At 54.1% G+C, this 19,009-nt stretch carries 16 protein-coding genes; 6 read left to right on the top strand and 10 right to left on the bottom strand.

Going from position 1 to position 19,009, the window contains the following annotated elements; all coding sequences use genetic code 11:
- Window position 1 precedes the first annotated feature (1 nt).
- Genes FBR45_RS08760 through FBR45_RS08745 form a run of 4 tightly spaced genes read right to left on the bottom strand, consistent with a single transcriptional unit; the run spans window position 2 to window position 4,954 of the window.
- A complete protein-coding gene (locus FBR45_RS08760; protein WP_138501190.1) occupies window positions 2-2,146 on the bottom strand; it encodes a ComEC/Rec2 family competence protein in 2,145 nt (714 codons plus the stop codon).
- Complete coding sequence (locus FBR45_RS08755; RefSeq protein WP_138501188.1) at window positions 2,143-2,595, bottom strand: GNAT family N-acetyltransferase; 453 nt, start codon at window positions 2,593-2,595, stop codon at window positions 2,143-2,145. Before FBR45_RS08755 ends, FBR45_RS08760 begins: the two co-directional genes overlap by 4 nt.
- 42 nt (window positions 2,596-2,637) lie before the next feature.
- The gene (locus FBR45_RS08750) at window positions 2,638-3,981 is read right to left on the bottom strand and encodes a M43 family zinc metalloprotease (RefSeq protein ID WP_246082158.1); all 1,344 of its coding nucleotides are present in this window, start codon (window positions 3,979-3,981) and stop codon (window positions 2,638-2,640) included.
- 13 nt (window positions 3,982-3,994) lie between these two features.
- Window positions 3,995-4,954, bottom strand: coding sequence for a PhoH family protein (locus tag FBR45_RS08745; protein ID WP_138501184.1), 960 nt, complete (start codon window positions 4,952-4,954; stop codon window positions 3,995-3,997).
- 360 nt (window positions 4,955-5,314) lie between these two features.
- On the opposite strand from FBR45_RS08745, the gene dnaB reads away from it, so the two are divergent.
- The 4 genes from dnaB to FBR45_RS08725 all read left to right on the top strand — a co-directional run bounded on the left by dnaB (window position 5,315) and on the right by FBR45_RS08725 (window position 9,228).
- Window positions 5,315-6,910, top strand: a complete 1,596-nt coding sequence (dnaB, locus tag FBR45_RS08740) for a replicative DNA helicase (protein ID WP_077919852.1) — start codon at window positions 5,315-5,317, stop codon at window positions 6,908-6,910.
- A gap of 231 nt (window positions 6,911-7,141) precedes the next feature.
- The gene (locus FBR45_RS08735) at window positions 7,142-7,948 is read left to right on the top strand and encodes an SDR family oxidoreductase (protein WP_246082157.1); all 807 of its coding nucleotides are present in this window, start codon (window positions 7,142-7,144) and stop codon (window positions 7,946-7,948) included.
- Window positions 7,949-7,950: 2 nt separating this feature from the next.
- A complete protein-coding gene (locus FBR45_RS08730) occupies window positions 7,951-8,295 on the top strand; it encodes a hypothetical protein (RefSeq protein WP_246082156.1) in 345 nt (114 codons plus the stop codon).
- Between the two features lie 15 nt (window positions 8,296-8,310).
- A complete protein-coding gene (locus tag FBR45_RS08725; RefSeq protein WP_138501180.1) occupies window positions 8,311-9,228 on the top strand; it encodes a helix-turn-helix domain-containing protein in 918 nt (305 codons plus the stop codon).
- Window positions 9,229-9,525: 297 nt separating this feature from the next.
- Here the strand turns inward: FBR45_RS08725 and FBR45_RS08720 are convergent, their stop codons facing one another.
- The 6 genes from FBR45_RS08720 to FBR45_RS08695 all read right to left on the bottom strand — a co-directional run bounded on the left by FBR45_RS08720 (window position 9,526) and on the right by FBR45_RS08695 (window position 16,994).
- On the bottom strand, window positions 9,526-10,326 hold the full coding sequence (locus FBR45_RS08720) for an LOG family protein (RefSeq protein WP_077920089.1): 801 nt from the start codon (window positions 10,324-10,326) through the stop codon (window positions 9,526-9,528).
- Window positions 10,327-10,497: 171 nt separating this feature from the next.
- Window positions 10,498-11,709, bottom strand: a complete 1,212-nt coding sequence (locus tag FBR45_RS08715; protein ID WP_138502035.1) for a pyridoxal phosphate-dependent aminotransferase — start codon at window positions 11,707-11,709, stop codon at window positions 10,498-10,500.
- A gap of 161 nt (window positions 11,710-11,870) precedes the next feature.
- Window positions 11,871-12,923 (bottom strand): MBL fold metallo-hydrolase, encoded by a 1,053-nt coding sequence (locus FBR45_RS08710; RefSeq protein WP_138501178.1) that lies wholly within the window; start codon window positions 12,921-12,923, stop codon window positions 11,871-11,873.
- An 11-nt stretch (window positions 12,924-12,934) separates the two neighbouring features.
- Window positions 12,935-13,438: a methylated-DNA--[protein]-cysteine S-methyltransferase gene (locus FBR45_RS08705; RefSeq protein ID WP_138501176.1), complete on the bottom strand. Its 504-nt coding sequence runs from the start codon at window positions 13,436-13,438 to the stop codon at window positions 12,935-12,937.
- Complete coding sequence (locus tag FBR45_RS08700; protein WP_171044856.1) at window positions 13,435-15,633, bottom strand: S9 family peptidase; 2,199 nt, start codon at window positions 15,631-15,633, stop codon at window positions 13,435-13,437. Before FBR45_RS08700 ends, FBR45_RS08705 begins: the two co-directional genes overlap by 4 nt.
- A gap of 122 nt (window positions 15,634-15,755) precedes the next feature.
- Window positions 15,756-16,994 (bottom strand): PQQ-dependent sugar dehydrogenase, encoded by a 1,239-nt coding sequence (locus tag FBR45_RS08695; protein ID WP_138501172.1) that lies wholly within the window; start codon window positions 16,992-16,994, stop codon window positions 15,756-15,758.
- A 235-nt stretch (window positions 16,995-17,229) separates the two neighbouring features.
- Between FBR45_RS08695 and epsC the strand changes: the two genes are divergently transcribed.
- Window positions 17,230-18,075, top strand: a complete 846-nt coding sequence (gene epsC / locus FBR45_RS08690) for a serine O-acetyltransferase EpsC (protein ID WP_138501170.1) — start codon at window positions 17,230-17,232, stop codon at window positions 18,073-18,075.
- Complete coding sequence (gene cysK, locus FBR45_RS08685; RefSeq protein WP_138501168.1) at window positions 18,072-18,980, top strand: cysteine synthase A; 909 nt, start codon at window positions 18,072-18,074, stop codon at window positions 18,978-18,980. The genes epsC and cysK overlap by 4 nt, the downstream gene beginning before the upstream one ends.
- Window positions 18,981-19,009 lie beyond the last annotated feature (29 nt).

Genomic DNA, 19,009 nt, shown 5'->3' with positions numbered 1-19,009 from the left:
CCTACTTTAACTCGGTCACATAGGCACCCATTTGCCGGACCGAGTAACAGACAAGCCCCCGTTGATTCGCTTCGGCCAGCAGCCGATCGGTCAGCGGGGTTTTGTTTGAGTCATCGAAAATGATATGCCGGGCTACTAGCCTACCTCTCAGATCATCCCAGTGCTGCAGCGCATTCCGGCGGATAATACAATAGTCGACAACGGCTGGTAACCGCCAGCGCGCATACCCATTGAGTTTGTTGATCAGCATAATGGTTTTTCCCTGCCAGACATACAGCACATAGTCGCGGTGGCGGTAGCAGGCCCGACTGGGCATGGTAGCCAGCGCGGAATCACCGGACTGGCGCAGGTCGAGCAGGCTGAGCTGACCGATGCCCCACTGTCCAAAAGTATTTTTCAGGTAAAAGTCATACGACCGGGTGTCCGAAGTGTCCAGATCGGTCAGGAGCAGGCTTTTATGGCCAGCAGTCAGGCTCACGGCCGTACGGTGCGGCAGAAAATGAACAGCCAGCTTTTGCTGATACCGTTGTTCATACTCATCCCTGACGACCAGGACGCCCAGCAGGAAAGCAGCCAGGCAGGTGGCCCAGGCATACCCACGCTGCCGGGTCAACACCAGGGCCACCGCCCCGAGTATGACTGCATAAGTGAGCAACATCCCGCCTGCTGACAGCCACAGCCCATCCCAAACAGCGCCTGGCAATGTACCGGTCTGCACCACCACCCAGTTGAGTAGCCAGGCCGTTTTCTGGAGCAGCCAGCCAAGTATATCGTTCAGATACGGCACCCAGCTCAACGCCAGTGTGGCCATGGCCAGGGGCAGTAGTAAAAACGACAAGCCCATTACGGCCGGGTTAGCCAGCAGAAAGTAGGTCGGAAACTGATGAAAATAGAATACCCCCAGCGGAAAGGTAATCAGCTGGGCTACCAGCGCTACCGCCGTCAGCTCCCACAGTTTATTGACGAACCGATACCGAAACGTAAGCGCCTGCGACAGCGTAGACTGCCAGGAACCGATACCCGCTACGGCCAGATTAGACAGCTGAAAGCCCGCCGAAAACAAGGCGTATGGGTCAAAACAAAGAATGAAAAACGCCGATGCCCCCATGGTGTTCAACAACTGCTGCTGACGGCCGAGGGCATTGGCCACGATCAACATTGAAAACATACCGGCCGAGCGCAGAACTGGGGGCGACAGGCCGGTTACGAGGGCGTAGAACCACAGGATAAGTAGTTGCACAACCGCCATAATGAGTTTACCGCGGGGGCGCCTGATGAGAAAGCTGAGCAGAAACGTCAGCACTGAAAATAGGATTCCGACATGCAGACCCGATACCGACAGAATATGCACCGCCCCGGCGGCCGAATAAGCTCGGTAAAGCGCCGGGTCCAGATCGTCACGCACCCCCAGAATCATGGCATTTATGATGCTGTACTCAGCCCGGTTCCCGACCTGCCGGGTAATGATCGCGTCGGCCAGCCGATTTATCGCCGTGGCCCAGGTTGTGATGCGGGACGGTGGATCGTACCCGATCAACTGCCGCTGGAACGGTCGCAGATACTGCTGATGGTAGATATTTCGATAGCGCAGATACCGTTTGTAATCGAACTCGCCCGGATTCAGTGGCGGGTCGATGGAGCGGGGCGAGCCACTAACCAGCCATAACTCCCCATAGCGGGGAAGCTGACCAATGGCTTTATCGATGTACACGATGACCCGGCCGGTAAGCGGATGCCAGGCAGTAGCCGCATGACCCGTGTTGGAGCCGGTTTGCCAGCGGCCCTGTCGAATCGCCAGTTCAACCCGGTAGGTTTTCGCCCGTTCTTCGGGCTGGGTCGTTACCACCCCCGTGTAGGCCTGTAGGGTGTCTGTCAGGTGAAGCAGGTTGTCGGGCCGGTTGCTGGCTGTACGCTCGTAGGTCAGGCACCAGCCAGCCGCCAACAGCAGAAGCAGTCCGCCCAGCCCCTGCACGGCCGCAATGGGTTTGACTACCTGGTTTCTGTACCTAATGAAATGGCCAATGAATAAGCCCAGGCCGAGTATTGCAGCGCCTACAGGTATCCAGATCAGGTCGGGCCATTGTCCGTACAACACGATACCAGCTGCCAGCGCGGCCGCATACCGAACGAACGGGTACCCTTTCATTGCTTCGAATAAGCAGATCCCGGCAGTACCATCTTATAATGCTGAATGCCGGCTTCCTCAAACATGGGGCCTACCGGAACGAAGCCGAAACCCGCGTAGAGCGGCATAGCCGACACCTGAGCGTGCAGATAGATACTTTCAATAGGTTCAGGCTGCTGGCTGAAGACATCGTCCAGAACGGCCTGTACGAGCGCTTTCCCTACACCCTGTTGCCGAAACTCCTTCAGCACGGCAAACCGCTCCATCTTAACGCCATACGAGGTGCGACGCCAGCGGGCAGTGCCGCCCGGCACCCCATCGATTCGGGCTAGAAAATGGCGACTGGACTCTTCATATTCATCGTACTCTTCCCGGGCCGAAACGCGCTGCTCATCAACGAAAACCGTTCGTCGAATGGCAAAGGCAGTATCGAGATCAGCCGGGCTGGCAATAGGCAGAACTTGTATCATAGCAGCAATATATGGGTCGCGGGCCGATGGGCCAGACCTTTTTTATTGTAACAGCAGGCGTTTGCTCACTATTTCATCGGCGGTTTTAACGCGCACAATGTACATGCCGGACTTCAGGCCACTCACCGGCAGCGATACCAGCGTACTGGGTGAGTCGGTGTAATTGACGTTACGGACGTGCTTGCCAGTGGCGTCGAACAGATCGATCGAAAAAGACTGTACCCCCTTCAGCCGTACTTCAACGGCCGGGTCGCTCTGGGTTGGATTCGGATACACGGTGACGGCCAGTGATTCGGATTCGGTAATGGGTGAGTTAGCCGCCCGGATCAGGCGGGCCCGCCGGGGACTAAGGGCCAATACGGTACGCATTCGGGCTACCTGACCAACCGTAAACAGGTTCATACAGGCATCGGGCGAGTAATCCAGGTAGTTCTCGGTCTGGTCGCGGGTGGGTCCCCGGCCCGAGCAGTTCGAAAACGTTTCGCGACATTGCCGGGTCTGGTTAGGGGCCAGCGTGGGGGGCGTATCGCCTACGTAATCTTCGGCGCATCCGTTCCCATCGCCCCAGGTATGAATCAACCCCAGCCAGTGCCCTATTTCATGCGTAGCAGTCCGACCGAGCGAGTAAGTAGGGTCCCGAACCGAACCGAGCTGGCGACCAAAGTAGCGGTAGTCGATAATCGACCCGTCAGTAAACTCGCTCGCATCGAAGGGCAACCCGCTGAGCGTATCCGCCGAGGTTGGAAACTGCGTGTAGCCCAGGTATGAGTTTACACGGGTAACCCAGATATTCAGGTACCGATCGCTGGGCCAGTAAGCAATCTGCGAGAGCAGAATATCATCACCCGACCCGTCGGCAACGCTGAACGAGGTCTTTTGCGGGTAGTAATGTCGCGTTATGCCATTTGTCGAATTGCCGCTGGGGTCGGTCGTAGCCAGGAAAAACTCGATCTTCGCATCGGCGCCTATTGGGTTGGTATTGAAGCCGTTGGTGCCCGATTTGCGCCGATAATCTTCGTTCAGTACCTGTATCTGTGAGACGATTTGTTCGTCAGAAATATTGACATTCGTTGGTCCGCCAATCTCGTTCGAAGCGGTGCTGTGAACAACGTGTACCACGACCGGAATCCGAAGTACCTGATCATCGGCCGCAGCCCGAAGCATTCGTCCGTTTGCAGCCGCCTGCTCGAGCTGACGGTTCAGTTCGTTGAGTTGCCGGAGCCGGCCGGGGTGTCGCTGCTGTAGTATTCGTTCATGTTCAACCACCCCGCAGCGATCAGGCGCCGGCTCTTCGGACAGGTTTGTGACCGGTGCCTGAGCCTGCCCGGATACAGTCAGTAAACACACAAAAGAACCGGTCAGCCAAAGCCGCCCGGTTCTCCACATTCCTGATTGGCAGTTATTGCCCAGCTTTATCATATGCTGTAATAATTTCCCGAACGAGCCGGTGCCGTACCACGTCGCGGCCATCCAGTTCAACGAAGGCGATACCCTTGATGTTTTTTAAGATATCGACCGACTCGATTAGTCCTGACTTCTGCTTATTGGGCAAGTCGATCTGCGACCGGTCGCCGGTGATGATGGCTTTCGACGTTGGCCCCATCCGGGTCAGAAACATCTTCATCTGCATCGACGTCGTGTTTTGTGCTTCGTCAAGCAGAATAAAGGCGTTGTTCAGCGTTCGCCCCCGCATGTAGGCCAGTGGAGCAATTTCGATGATCCGGTTTTCTTCGTAAAATTTCAGCTTTTCGGCCGGAATCATATCGTCGAGCGCATCATAGATCGGCCGCAGGTAGGGATCGATTTTCTCCTTCAGGTCGCCCGGCAGAAAGCCCAGGTTCTCACCGGCTTCTACGGCCGGCCTGGTGATGATGATTTTCTTAACCTCCTTGTTCTTGAGCGCCCGTACCGCAATAGCCACCGCCGTATAGGTCTTACCCGTACCGGCTGGCCCAATGGCAAACACCAGATCGTGTTTCTCGGCGGCCTCTACCAGTCGTTTCTGGTTGTCGGTGCGCGCCCGAACCACCACGCCTTTGTTCCCGTATACGATGACTTCATCATCGTCGGGTACAACCGGCGCACTGGCTCCACTGGCGGGCTGCCCGCTATGGCTGATGTAATTCTGAACGTTCTCGTGGGTGATTTTGCCGTATTTCTGGTAATGTTCCATGAGAGAATCCAGAATAGTACTGATACGGCTGATTTCGGGCGTTGTACCTTTTATGCGAATTTCGTTTCCGCGCGAAATGATTTTGCTCATCGGGAAGGCCGCAGCCACTTCCCGGATGTTGTGGTTCTCTACGCCCAGAAAGTCGATGAGCGAGATGTTGTCGAGGGTGATAACTTTTTCGACCAAACGATGAATAGGATTAGCGTGTGATTCCGAAAAGTAAGCGATTTCTTGCCCTATACAACAACTTTTTGCAAAAAATTATTCGCTTGCCCGGCAATCTTATCAGCTCTGTGTTTTTTGAACAAAAAAGCCTTTTTGTTGAAATAATTTGCTATTTACCTGATCATCAACGACCTTTCCCTGTCAATGATCCTATACGCCCAAAGCCGCTGCCAGCGTTGCATAAAAACATCAACTTTTTTTTCATACAGTAGCGTCAACATTACCAGAATGTTACGCGTTGTTTTTTAGCTGACAGGCCTATACGCGTATACGATTGGATTTGCCTTGTGGGTACATGTTTGCGTAAACTTGCAGTACGTCATGGAGAATAACGCACGCCCAAACCAACATCTCAGAAAGCCGTCAGCCTTTGCCGGTGGCCGTCAGCAGGCCGGAAACGCCTGGCTCGATACAGGTCTCGGCAAACTCCCCCCCCAGGCGCTCGATCTGGAAGAGGCCGTACTTGGGGCGCTCATGATCGAGAAAGACGCGCTCTCCTCCGTTGTTGACATCCTGAAGCCCGAGACGTTTTACAAAGAAGCTCACCAGCGTATATACAATGCCATACTGACGTTGTTTGGCAACTCCGACCCGATCGATCTACTAACGGTTACGCAGCAGCTGCGGAAGACCGGTGAGATTGAACTGGTAGGCGGGGGCGGCTTCGTATCGGAGCTGACGTTCCGGGTTAACTCGGCCGCCAATATCGAATACCACGCCCGGATCATTTCGGAGCAGGCCCTGAAACGGGCGCTGATTGCCATGTCGTCGACGATTCTGCGCGACGCGTACGAAGACACGACCGACGTGTTCGAACTCCTCGACCGTACGGAACAGTCGCTCTTCAAGATTTCGGAATCGAACATCAAGAAGAACTACGCCGACATGAGTACCATCGTTCGGATGGCCCTGAACGAACTGGAAACCAAGAAAAACCAGGAAGGGCTGACTGGCGTGCCATCCGGCTTTACCAACCTCGACCGCGTTACGTCGGGTTGGCAACCCACCGAATTGATTATCCTAGCTGCTAGACCGGCTATGGGTAAAACCGCTTTCGTGGTTAGTGCTCTGCGCAATGCCGCCGTCGACCACGGCAAACCAGTAGCAATCTTCTCGCTGGAGATGTCGTCGGTACAGCTGGTCAACCGGCTTATTTCGGCCGAAGCCGAGATCGATTCCGAGAAAATCCGGAAAGGGACGCTCGCTCCCCACGAATGGACCCAGCTACACCACAAGATTCAGCGGCTGACCGAGGCTCCTATCTTCATCGATGACACACCGGCTTTGTCAATCCTGGAACTACGGGCCAAATGTCGGCGTCTGAAAGCCCAGCACGACATTCAGATGGTCGTTATTGACTACCTCCAGCTGATGTCGGGCGATACGAGCGGCCGCGGGGGTGGTAACCGTGAACAGGAGATTGCGTCGATTTCGCGGGCGCTGAAGAATTTGGCCAAGGAACTCAACGTTCCAGTTATCGCGCTTTCGCAGCTGAGCCGGGCCGTTGAAACCCGCGGTGGCGATAAAAAACCACAGCTGTCAGATCTTCGTGAATCGGGATCTATTGAGCAGGATGCCGACATGGTATGCTTCCTTTACCGGCCCGAGTACTACAACATCACGGCCGACGAAAACGGAAACTCGACACAAGGTATTGGCGAAGTTATCATTGCCAAAAACCGAAGCGGTTCGCTCGATACGATTCAGCTTCGGTTCATCAATAAATACACCAAATTCTGCGATCTCGACACGTATTTCGAGCCCGTTCAGGCACAGGGCTTTGCTCCTGAGGTAAACGGACTGAGCAGTTTCGACGCACCCGGAATGCCTCCCGCCGGCGGCAGCGTTTTCAAGAGCAAGGCAAACAATCTCTCCAACTTCGGCAACGCTGACCCCAGCCAGGAGACACCCTTCTAAGACGGGTACCGCTCCCATCCCTACATCATTCCGCAGTTTGACGGAGCTGGCTGTTATCAGCCCAGCTCCGGTACGTTGCTCTTCTTTTGATAAAAAGACCAGCGTTGATCGAATCGCTTACGCATTCCTCCGCCAATCGAGGTCTAACCTGAATTGAAGGATAGCCATATTCCCTTTCTACTACAACGTCGCGACTTTTGGCTACATCCGTTTTTTGACCGCTGCAGACCTTTGCAACAACAAAAAACGGAAACAATGGACTTAGCAAACAGCACCATCCTGATTACAGGCGGAACCAGCGGTATTGGTTTAGAGCTTGTCAAACAACTTTCTCAGCAGGGAGCAACCCTCCTCATTACGGGACGTAACCGGGAGTCATTGAACGAAACAAAACGGAAATTCCCGAACGTTCACACCTTTCAAAGCGATGTAAGCAGGCCGAAAGACATCGAGCAGTTATATAAAGAGGTTACTCAGCAGTTTCCAGGTCTCAACATCCTTATCAACAATGCAGGGTTAATGCGCTTGATCGATTTACAGGATGACTCGCTGGATCTGGATAACATCAACCGCGAAATTGCGACTAATTTATCTGGAACTGTCCAGATGGTGCATCAATTCCTGCCACATCTGCTAAAACAACAATCAGCAGCGATCATTAATGTCTCCTCAGGCATAGCCTTTATGCCTTATTCAGTTGCGCCTATTTATAGTGCAACTAAAGCGGGGGTGCGTGCCTACACGCAGGCACTGCGATTGCAATTAGAAAACACCCGGGTAAAAGTCTTTGAAATGATTCCGCCGGGAGTGAAGACCAATTTGCAAAATGGTTGGGTGAAAAAGCCAAGCGACAACATGATGATGGACGTTGACAAAATGGTGAAAGTAGCCGTAGATGGCCTTTTGAAAGACAAGAAAGAACTTAAACCATTCGTAATAGGAGTTATACAAACGGCAAGCAGACTAATGCCCAATGTCTTACTGAATTTTGGACATGGAGAATTTAAAGCGATTAAAAAACTCCAAATCAGCAAATAGTCATGAAGATTATAAGCATTATTTTACTCCTGGTGTCAGCGTTTCTGAGTCTCAAGCACGGTTGGGATGCCTTCCAGCCGGCCAATGCCGACCAGGCAAGAATGATGGCAGACTTGGGCATCAGTAAAGCCACCATGCCATTTTTTGGCGTATTTTCCATTGCTATTGGGCTGATGCTGCTCTTTCCGCCAACCTTTTTCATCAGTAATGTGCTGAACGCGGTAACCATCGTCCTGATCATGGCTTTATCGCTACGAGCTGGCAACAGTAGCATGGCGCTACTTGAAATTCCGTTTCTGGCCATGCCGCTGGTTCTGATCTGGTTAAAGTATCCGTTCAAGTTTTAAACCCGCTTTTATCGTATGGCAACGCCGAAACCCTACCGGATCGAATCCATCTCACAAATACATCGCATGATGGGACTCCCCAACCCCCATCATCCTCTTATCGGCATCATCGATCTGAAAGACCTCAGAGATCTGGACACAGACCCGGGCATCCATGCCGTACTTTTCGACCTGTATGTGGTCTCGCTGAAACGCGGTTGTGACAAACTTATGTATGGGCAGCAGAAATATGATTTTGATGAAGGATTGATGGCTTTTCTGGCACCCGGCCAGATTCTTCGGGGTGAAGAGAACGGGGTACCCCATCAGCTCGAAGGCTGGATGCTGTTCATTCACCCCGACTTTTTGTGGAATACTGCCCTGTCCAGAAAAATGAAGCAGTACGACTTTTTTGGCTACTCTACCCACGAAGCGCTGTTTCTGTCGGACAAAGAAGAAACGATTATCAACGGCATCATCGACACCATCAGACAGGAGTACCAGGCCAATATGGACAAGTTTAGTCAGGACGTCATGATTGCCCACCTGGATGTGCTGTTCACCTACGCCCAACGGTTTTACGAACGCCAGTTTATCACCCGAAAAATTACTAACAGCAAGCTGTTGGAACGGGTAGACGATATGCTAACGAATTACTTCAGAGGTGACGACTTGCTGGAAAAAGGCCTGCCTACGGTCCAACAGATCGCTGAAACGCTGCATGTATCGACCAAATACCTGAGCAGTCTGCTGAAGCAACTGACCGGGCAAACTACGCAGCAACTCATCCATGAAAAGCTCATCGAAAGAGCAAAAGAACGGCTCTCAACAACGGAGTTGTCGGTAAGTGAAATTGCGTATGAATTAGGGTTTGAGCATTCTCAATCGTTTAGTAAGCTGTTCAAAGCCAAGACAAATCAGAGCCCACTGTCATTCAGGGCGTCGTTCAACTGATCGACAAAAGCGCTTCAGAACAATAGGACGCTGTGCTCGCGTTCTGCGGGTGTTTCATCGAGCCATCCGGAAAATCGCCCAAGCCCAAACTGCTCAGTACCTGACCGGAAACCTATAATCACTTAACTCAGCCAAGTCAGACCACCAAGCGAAATTGCCAGTGGCTACCAGACGGGTTCATGCCAACGTTGGTATTCTAAAACAGAAACGCGATGCCAGTCTGCACTGGCATCGCGTTTCTGTACTGTAACTTATGGAGACTTGACACCTGGGCTGACCCAAGCGCATCGACCTTCCCTAGAAGTTCGGCTTCAGCAGGTATTTGCTGTAGAACTCGTCAATAACCCTAACGGCGTCGGTTGGCGTGTCAACAATGCTGATCAGCTTCATATCTTCCGGATTGATATTATGCTCCTGTTCAAGCATCACCTGGGTAATCCAGTCGATAAGTCCCTGCCAGTAGGCCCGTCCAACCAGTACAATGGGGAACCGGGCAATTTTGCGGGTCTGAATCAGCGTCAGCGCTTCAAACAGTTCGTCGAGCGTACCCATACCGCCGGGCATGACCACGAAGCCCTGCGCGTATTTGACAAACATCACTTTCCGAACAAAGAAGAAATCGAAATTGATGCTTTTGTCGGGATCGATGTATATGTTGCTATGCTGCTCGAAGGGAAGCTTAATGTTTAGTCCTACCGACTTACCACCCTGCTCATAGGCGCCTTTATTACCGGCTTCCATGATGCCGGGGCCGCCACCCGTAATCACACCATACCCGTGGCGAACCAGCTTAGCCGCGATCTCCTCGGTCATTTTGTAATAAGGATTGTCGGGCTGGGTCCGGGCCGATCCGAAAATAGACACGCATGGGCCAATTTTTGCTAGCTTGTCGAAGCCCTCGACAAACTCAGCCATCACTTTAAATATCACCCACGAATCGGCGGTCTTGATTTCGTTCCAGTTATGATCCTGAAATGCTTCTTTTATTCGCTGTTCGTCGGGGGTTAAGAGTAACTCATCGCGTTTGGGTAAATCCTGGGCAATTCGTTCGGTGCTCTGCGTTTCAGAGCGTTGTACATTTTCTTTTGTAGCTTCCATTTCATTCATTAAAAAAAGGCAGTGGGCGCGAAGGGCGTACGCACTGATCAGTAAACGATCCATCCGGCCGCGTGTAGTCGGGCACGGTTAGCCATACCAATCGACTTTTTCGCGGGGCGGAATACAATAACGCTGAAATGAAGAAAAACGTTTGTGAACCTTTGGCGAGAGTTAGCGCCGGTGACTTTCCAGGAACGCTTCGATGCGATCGAGGGCGGTGTTGAGTTCATCGACCGTTGGCAGACACACGATGCGGAAGTGGTCTTTGGTCGTGTAGTTGAAGCCGCTGCCGGCCACAACCAGTACCTTTTGTTCGATGAGCAGGTTTAGCACGAAGTCATCATCGTCGGCAAAGGTGAACTGGCTCAGATCGAGTTTGGGGAAGATATAAAGCGCGCCTTTGGGTTTCACGCACGACACCCCCGGAATGGCAACCATCCGTTCATAAGCCAGCATCATCTGCTTATGTAGCCGCCCGGCCGGTACTACCAGATCGTTTATACTCTGATAGCCACCCAGCGCAGTCTGAATGGCGTACTGGGTTGGTACGTTGGCGCAGAGCCGCATACTGGCCAGCAGCGTCAGTCCTTCAATGTAGGACTTGGCCCGGTGACGCGCTCCGCTCAGGATCAGCCATCCACCCCGAAAACCCGCAGACCGGTAGTTCTTTGACAGGCCGCCCATGGTGATACACAATGTGTCGTGCACCATTTTGGCAATGGGAAAATGTTGAGCTCCATCGTACAGAATACGGTCATAAATCTCGTCTGAAAAAACGATGAGTTTATGCCGTTCGGCAATGCGGGCAATGCCTTCGAGCACTGACCGGTCGTATACGGCGCCGGTCGGATTGTTGGGATTGATGACAACCACCGCGCGGGTGCGGGGGGTTATCTTTTGCTCCAGATCGGCCAGATCCGGATTCCAGCCAACCGCTTCGTCGCAAACATAATGTACCGGCTTTCCTCCGCAGAACGCGACCGAGGCAGTCCAGAGGGGGTAATCGGGCGATGGAATCAAGACTTCATCCCCTTCGTTGAGCAATGCCTGCATGGCCAGCATGATCAGCTCACTGACGCCATTCCCGATATAAATGTCGTTGATGGTAATACCGGGCAAGCCGATGTTCTGCGTATGGTGCATGACGGCTTTACGGGCCGAGAATAACCCCCGCGAGTCGGCGTAACCCTGCGCGTTCCGAATATTCAGGATGATATCGTGAACAATCTCATCGGGCGCGTCGAAGCCAAAAACGGCCGGATTGCCAATATTCAGGCTGATAATTTTATACCCCTGACTTTCGAGTTCAAGCGCCTTTTCGTACACGGGCCCTCTGATGTCGTATTTGAGTTGTTCGAGACGCTGGCTTTTCAGTATATCCATACCGGGTACATCCATACTGGCTTTTTCCGTGCCGGGAGCATCGGTGGTGGGCCTATCAATCTGCACTGATTCCATGCGGCAAAAGTACACAATATCAATGCCGTTTTGCTATTCGTCTCCCAGTAAAGTACTTAGCGATCTCTTCTATGAACCTAACTCGTTCACTTTTTAATTGTAATGGGGCGGCCTTCCTGCGGGGCTATGAATCGGTCCTGCTCGATACCCTGTTCCGCGAGGGCCTTGCGCAGATCCTCGACGGGCTCCGTTAGGCCATCGTCGCCCTGTTGAAAGGTTCCGAAATGAATGCCTACTGCCTGCGGAGCCTTTACATCCATGAAAGCGCGCACGGCTCCGGCGGGTGACACATGCACAGGCGCCATGAACCACTCTGGCCGGTACGAGCCGATGGGTAACAGCGCCAGCCTGATAGGCCCGGTTGGACTGCGGGCGGCCTGTTCGGCAATGCGTTTAAAATGAGGGCCATACCCACTATCGCCACAGAAGTAGGTGGTGCCGAAGCTGGTGTGCAGCAGATACCCGACCCATAAGGTGCGATCCCGGTCACCCAAACCCCGGTTGCTGAAGTGCTGAGCGGGGGTGCAGGTCAACTCAAGACCGGGCCTGATTCGCAGGGTGTCGTTCCAGTCAAGTTCTCGGGCTACCCGCCCCCCGGCCCGGCGCGGCAGATAGCCGACGCCCAGCGGCACGACGAAAAGCGGATTATGAGCCCGCACCAGTCGGCGCAGCGTGGGTAAATCGAGATGGTCGTAGTGCAGATGGCTGAGCAAAACCACATCGATGGGTGGCAAATCCTCAAACCGTATACCCGGCGGTCGTCGGCGCTTAACACCCAGCCAGCTCGTTGGGCCCACGCGTTCTGACCAGACCGGGTCAGTTAGGATGTTTAGTCCACCCGTTTGCAACAAAAAAGTAGAATGATTCACGAACGTCAGCACCAGGCTGTCGCCCTCGATGCGCCGGGCCGGTGGCGCCCCTACGTAAGCGTTCGGCTGTTCGGCCCATGGTCCTTTGTCGCGATTTAGCAGCCATTTCAATACCCCACCCCCCTCGCGGGCAGGCATATCGGAATTAACGAACCGCTTACCGGTAAAATGATCCGTTACCGGCCCCCGGTAGCGCGGAGCACAGGAGCCCGTAGCCAGACAACCAATAATCAACAGCAAACGCCATAATGGCAGGTGGGTAAATGTCATGATGAGTTTAGTCAGAATAGCGATAACTGGCCAGGTGGGTTAGTTGGTTTAACCGGCCAGGTGCCTTCATGTTCAAGGAGCCACTGTTTGCGCCACAGCCCACCCGCATAACCGGTTAGCGACCCGTTTGAGCCGATTACCCGATGACAGGGAATGACGATAGCGATTGGATTTCGGCCGTTGGCAGCCGCCACCGCCCGAATGGCTTTTTCGTCGCCGATTCGTCGGGTCAGGGTCAGGTACGAACAGGTCGTTCCAAACGGGATGTCGAGCAGCGCCCGCCAGACGGTTTGCTGAAAAGCGGTTCCTTCCGGATTGAGCCGAAAACTGAACGTCTGCCTACTACCCGCAAAATAGGCTTGCAACTGCTCTACCGCCTGCCGAACCGGTTCGGGGGTATCGGGCGTCAGTCCTGGCCCAGGGTACACATTGGTACAGGTAATGACCGAAACTCCCTCGGTCGTACCCGTCACCTGAACCAATCCGATAGGCGATTCAAATACCGTAGAGATCATTTTTCCGTAGAAACACCTTTGCCGGGTTGACGAAGCAGGTATGTATTGAAGAAAGCATCCAGCGCGTTATACGTCCGAAGCCAGTTTTTATGAAGGAGTAAGCTATGAACATCGTCGGGGAAGACGAGTACCTCCGTTGGCACCTGACGTTCCCGTAGTTTCTGCACCAGATCAACCGTTTCATTGAAGCTCACGTTTCGGTCATCATCGCCATGCACGAACAGGCAGGGCGATCGCCACTGACTCAAATCCGCGTTGGGCGACGAAGCCAGCGCTTCTTTCATCTGATCGGGCCCGATACCCCACTCGCCCCCGGGCGTGAAGTGGTTTCCCCGCCATGACCAGTCATGAACGCCGTGCAGATCGACACCGGCTGCAAACCGATCCGAGTTACGGGCTAGCCCGAGTGCGGTAAGATAACCACCGTAGGAGCCGCCCCACAAGCCGATGCGAGTCGCATCGACGTCAGCCCGGCTCTTCAGGTAGTCGGCCGCGGCCAGCACATCCTGGTATTCGGAGGCTCCCCGGGGGCCCTGTCGCTCGGCCCGGCGAAACGCGCGTCCGTACCCGATACCCGCCCGATAGTTTACCGACAGCACCACGTACCCCTGCGCGGCCAGATACTGATTGATGGCGTAGGCATTGGCGTAGTAGGTGCCCCGGTAATGCCAGCCGAGCAGCATTTGCCGCATCGGTCCGCCATGCATGAAAATTAGCGCCGGTTTACGACTTCCGGTCGGCGTGGCCCCGGTCGGGAGGAACAGCTGACCATGTACAACGAGCCCATCGGCCGCTTTCATCACCACCTGTTGGGGTTCAACCAGGGCGTCCTGCGGAAAACGGGCAGGTAATGAGTTCGGATAGCGAATCGGCTCCAGCGACTGGCTCAGGCTGTGCATCTCGATGCCCGTTGGTCGGTTATAAGCAGCCGACCGGTAGACCAGCCAGTTGCCAACAAGCGTCGGGTCGGTCTCGATGCCTTTTCCCTTCGTAACAGACACTGGCTTAGGATTCTTTTCAGCCAGAGACACCCGCCATATATGCCGCCGGTCGCGGTCAAGCGGATCGTTCTCAGGGTTGTTGCTGCTGAAATACATCGTCTGACCGTCGGTCGAAACAACCGTTTCTTCGGCTTCGTAAGGTCCGGGGGTGCGATCTATAGGCTTATCGCCCCCTTCCGGTGAGAGCGAATACAGGTGCATCCAGTCCTCGTGTTCAGAGAAAAAAAGCAGTTGATTCGCCACCGTCCAACGAAGCGGTTCAGCGGGATAATACTGCGCAAACCCGCCATCGTCGGCCGGGGAGTGCCAGAGCTGACGACCTTCGCCGGTTCTTGCATCGGCCGTCCAGATCGCAAAGCGGTTGCCACCCTGTACGTTTTCCAGCTCGCCATGACGCAGCCCGGGCACGCGAATAAATGCTACCCGTTTCCCGTCGGGCGACCACACGGGTGCAACATCCCGATCAACGCCCGGCGCCAGCCACGATATTGTTTTCTGCGCAAGGTCGTATATACCAATGAACGAATGGTAGCCACGATCACTCACGAACAAAACCCGCATTCCGTCGGGCGACCAGCTGAAACTCCCCAGGCTGCCACGGGCCGTAAATAGTTTACTGACGGCCGGAGCCGCTGTTGCAAACCAGCCGGTCGATTGGTCGGTTACGCTAGCTACCACGGGCTGGCCTGCCTGACTAAACAACAGCCGACCGCCATCGGGCGAAAACGACGGATGGTTACCCAATCCAATTCTGCGGGCGGTACTGCTGCCGTCGGTCGGCACGATGTAGACAGCCTGCTCGGCGCCGACCGGATCACTGACGGGGTTAGGGTTCTCGCCCTTTGCGTTTTTACTTCCTCCTTGTACATAGGCCAGGTAACGGCCGTCGGGCGAGAAGCGCAGTTCGCCCAGCTCCTGACCGTTGTCAATGGTCTGGCGGGTGAGCTGAATCACTTTACCAGGCTGGCTCAGCTGCGAACGCTCAGTACTGCCAGATGCCTTCGTAAACTGATAAACACAGATATTCCGTATACCCTCGGTCGTGACTATCCAGGCCACCCGGTCACGGCCGGCTGTCAGGTTAGCGCAATAGGGAGCAGATAGTACCTGTTCAATAGAATAGGGGGTGGCTGGCTGAGCCCAGGCAATTATAGAGCCGCCAACCAGCAGCAAAAGCAGGAAAAATCGCATCATCGATATCCGGGTATACAGTCCCAAGATAACGATTTTAGACTGACAGACCCGCATATAAAAACGGGTTCGGGTGTTATACGATCCAGTATAACACCCGAACCCACTCGATTACTGGCCGTTGCTTATTTGCCAGTCGATAACTTCAGGATACGCCCGTCGTAATCGCAGAGGTACATTTCCTTGTTCTTATCTTCGCCAAAAGCCGAAATAAGCCCCGCCCGTGCTACAATCTCCTGATTGCTGACGGCTTTTGTTCCGTTGGACGTCAGCGCCCACACCCGCCCGCTGGCGTAGTCGGCGTACACATATTTGTTACGAAGTGCCGGCGCAGCCTGGCCACGATAAACGAGACCACCCGTCACCGAAATGTCGCCGTTTTTATGGTCGTACTGCCAGATAGGGCCAACAAAGTCAGCCGCCTGATTATCCCTGGCGTTATAGTCAGAGTTTCCTTCTTTCACGCGCCAGCCGTAGTTGCCCCCTTTGGTTACAATGTCAATTTCTTCGATCGCGTTTTGGCCGACATCACCGGCCCACAGTTGGCCCTTCTCGTCAAAGCTAATCCGCCAGGGGTTACGCAGGCCGTAGGCAAAGATTTCCTCCCGGTAGTTGTTACTGTTTCCCTTGTACGGATTGTCGGCCGGAATGCCGTATGGGCCTTTCTCCGTGCTGTTCACATCGATCCGCAGAATTTTACCGAGCAGGGTGCTGCGGCTCTGCCCGTTGTTCTGGGGGTCGCCCCCGCTGCCGCCATCGCCCGTAGAAATGTACAGGTACCCGTTGGGGCCAAACACCAGTTTACCACCGTTGTGATTTGAGTAAGGCTGGCTAAATTTTAACAGGACTACTTCCGAACCCGGTTCGGCGGTTGAAGCGGTTGCCGAAGCTGCTTTGAACCGGCTGATAACCGTTTCGCGCGGGTTGTTTTTGGTGTAGTTGACGTAGAAGTAGCCGTTCTCTTTGAATTTAGGATGGAAGGCCAGGCCCAGCAGTCCCATTTCCCCGCCATACGCAACCCGGTTCCGAATATCGAGGTATGTACTAGCCGACGATGCATCAGCGTTGTTGTCGAACACCCGAATCTGCCCGGCCTGCTCGACCACAAACACCCGGTTCGTTCCGTCATCGGCATAGGTGTACTCGACCGGCGCTTCGAATTTGAGTTTCGGGTACGCGTTGACCAGCGTCAGTCCTGCCAGCTCAGACGAGCCGGGTGCCGTAACGGCTGAGTCGGGACTCATGGCTTCGGCTCCTCCCGTACGCTGGCAAGCCATTGACAGCAGCCAGGAAAACCCCGACGTAGCCACCAGCGATACAAGAAATGTAGTTATAGCTTTACTTATCATGGCGATTTGTTCCATCTGTTCAGTTGTTTTTAGTACAAATCAGGTTCCAGAAGCCGCGGCAGAACTTTGCGGCCCGCATTTTGTTTGAAAATCAACGAATGTCCCTGTTAAGCAGGCCCTCTTATGCACATAAACGAACCGACAGCTTGTGTAGTGTCTCCACAATACGGGGCAAAATCACCACTCTATTCCCGCTGACAATCAAGCATTCTCTTCTTTCTACTCGTACATTCGCATTAACTATTCTGTTATGACCACTGCCACAAACGCCTTTCTCGACCATCTGCTGGTTCAGCGGGCGCAGTACCGGTACAAGCTTCCCTCCCGCCCCGATGCCGGCCGCTTTATCGACCAGCTGATGCGACTCCTTTTCCCTGTTACGCAGGACTGTCAGTCCGTGTCGCAGCATGTTGAGGAAACCTATCAGAAACTAAACCAGCAGCTGGTCTGTCTACTTAGTCCTTTACAGAATACCCTGCCCGAAGGCGCTGAGATCATTGCCGAAAAATTCTTTGATCAGGTACCGGCTATTTACGACCGGCTGCTGCTCGACGCCCACGCCATTACGGATAACGATCCGGCCGCTATTGGACTCGAAGAGGTAATTGCGGTGTATCCGGGCTTCTACGCCATTGCCGTTTACCGGATTGCGCACGAACTGCTTCGGCTCAACGTACCGCTGTTGCCCCGTATGCTCACCGAATACGCCCACGGGCAAACCGGTATCGACATTCATCCCGGCGCTCAGATTGGCCGCGCCTTTTTTATCGACCATGGTACAGGCGTCGTGATTGGCGAGACAACAATTATTGGCGACAACGTGAAAATCTACCAGGGCGTCACGCTCGGAGCCACCCACGTTGCTAAATCGATGGCGCAGAAAAAGCGGCACCCCACTATCGAAAATAACGTGGTCATCTACGCCAACGCTACTATTCTGGGTGGTCATACCGTCGTTGGTCACGACTCGGTCATTGGCGGTAACGTCTGGCTGACCGACAGCGTAGAAGCGCATTCTTTGGTTTACCATCAGCACCAGACCGAAGTACGACTCAAGTCGCTCGAATCGGCTGAACCCATAAACTTTGTTATATGAAGGCTGCCTCCATTCTCGACACGATTGGCAATACACCCCATGTACGACTGAACCGGCTGTACCCGGGCTACGACGTCTGGATGAAACTGGAACGGGCTAATCCCGGCGCCAGCATTAAGGACCGCATTGCGCTGGCCATGATTGAAGATGCCGAGTCTAAAGGCATTCTGACCGCCAGCAGTACGATTATTGAACCCACCTCGGGCAATACCGGTATTGGGCTGGCCATGGTGGCAGCGGTAAAAGGATACAGGCTGATCCTGGTCATGCCTGAGTCGATGAGTATCGAGCGTCGGCGTATCATGGCAGCCTACGGGGCCACTTTTGATCTGACTCCGCGTGAGAAGGGTATGAAAGGGGCCATTGAACGGGCGCATGAGCTGGTAAGCCAGACCCCCGGCGCGTGGATGCCGCAGCAATTCGAGAATTCGGCCAATATTGAGATACATCGGCAAACCACGGCGCAGGAAATCCTGACCGATTTTCCGGAAGGGTTCGATGCTCTCATTACGGGCGTGGGTACGGGCGGACACATTACCGGCGTTGCCGAGGTGTTGAAAGAGTCGTTTCCCGCGCTGAAAGTATTCGCGGTCGAACCCGCCCTCTCGCCGGTAATCAGCGGAGGAGCGCCGGGTCCGCATCCCATTCAGGGTATTGGTGCTGGCTTCCTACCGCAGAATCTGCACACCAACCTGCTCGACGGGTCCATTGCGGTTAGTAAAGAAGACGCCTTTGCCTGGGCGCAGCGAGCCGCCCGCGAAGAAGGCATTTTCATTGGGATATCGTCGGGCGCTTCGCTGGCGGCCATCTCCCAAAAACTGCCCGAGCTACCCGCTGGCAGCCGCATTCTCACGTTCTGCTACGATACCGGCGAACGGTATTTGTCGATCGAAGGGTTGTACTGATCTGGTAAAAATAAACGGAGCGGTTAAAA

This window comes from Spirosoma lacussanchae (genome assembly GCF_005870035.1).
Lineage (GTDB): Bacteria > Bacteroidota > Bacteroidia > Cytophagales > Spirosomataceae > Spirosoma > Spirosoma lacussanchae.
Note: the sequence above shows the minus strand (reverse complement) of the source record. Positions and strands in the feature narration are given on the sequence as shown.

What these genes read in the sequence shown, in the direction of transcription:
- FBR45_RS08695 (WP_138501172.1), bottom strand. Translation starts at nt 16,994, where the DNA reads ATGGAACAAATCGCCATGATAAGTAAAGCTATAACTACATTTCTTGTA.
- FBR45_RS08710 (WP_138501178.1), bottom strand. Translation starts at nt 12,923, where the DNA reads ATGACATTTACCCACCTGCCATTATGGCGTTTGCTGTTGATTATTGGT.
- FBR45_RS08705 (WP_138501176.1), bottom strand. Translation starts at nt 13,438, where the DNA reads ATGATCTCTACGGTATTTGAATCGCCTATCGGATTGGTTCAGGTGACG.
- FBR45_RS08700 (WP_171044856.1), bottom strand. Translation starts at nt 15,633, where the DNA reads ATGATGCGATTTTTCCTGCTTTTGCTGCTGGTTGGCGGCTCTATAATT.
- FBR45_RS08725 (WP_138501180.1), top strand. Translation starts at nt 8,311, where the DNA reads ATGGCAACGCCGAAACCCTACCGGATCGAATCCATCTCACAAATACAT.
- FBR45_RS08715 (WP_138502035.1), bottom strand. Translation starts at nt 11,709, where the DNA reads ATGGATATACTGAAAAGCCAGCGTCTCGAACAACTCAAATACGACATC.
- FBR45_RS08720 (WP_077920089.1), bottom strand. Translation starts at nt 10,326, where the DNA reads ATGGAAGCTACAAAAGAAAATGTACAACGCTCTGAAACGCAGAGCACC.
- dnaB (WP_077919852.1), top strand. Translation starts at nt 5,315, where the DNA reads ATGGAGAATAACGCACGCCCAAACCAACATCTCAGAAAGCCGTCAGCC.
- FBR45_RS08750 (WP_246082158.1), bottom strand. Translation starts at nt 3,981, where the DNA reads ATGTGGAGAACCGGGCGGCTTTGGCTGACCGGTTCTTTTGTGTGTTTA.
- FBR45_RS08730 (WP_246082156.1), top strand. Translation starts at nt 7,951, where the DNA reads ATGAAGATTATAAGCATTATTTTACTCCTGGTGTCAGCGTTTCTGAGT.
- FBR45_RS08755 (WP_138501188.1), bottom strand. Translation starts at nt 2,595, where the DNA reads ATGATACAAGTTCTGCCTATTGCCAGCCCGGCTGATCTCGATACTGCC.
- FBR45_RS08760 (WP_138501190.1), bottom strand. Translation starts at nt 2,146, where the DNA reads ATGAAAGGGTACCCGTTCGTTCGGTATGCGGCCGCGCTGGCAGCTGGT.
- epsC (WP_138501170.1), top strand. Translation starts at nt 17,230, where the DNA reads ATGACCACTGCCACAAACGCCTTTCTCGACCATCTGCTGGTTCAGCGG.
- cysK (WP_138501168.1), top strand. Translation starts at nt 18,072, where the DNA reads ATGAAGGCTGCCTCCATTCTCGACACGATTGGCAATACACCCCATGTA.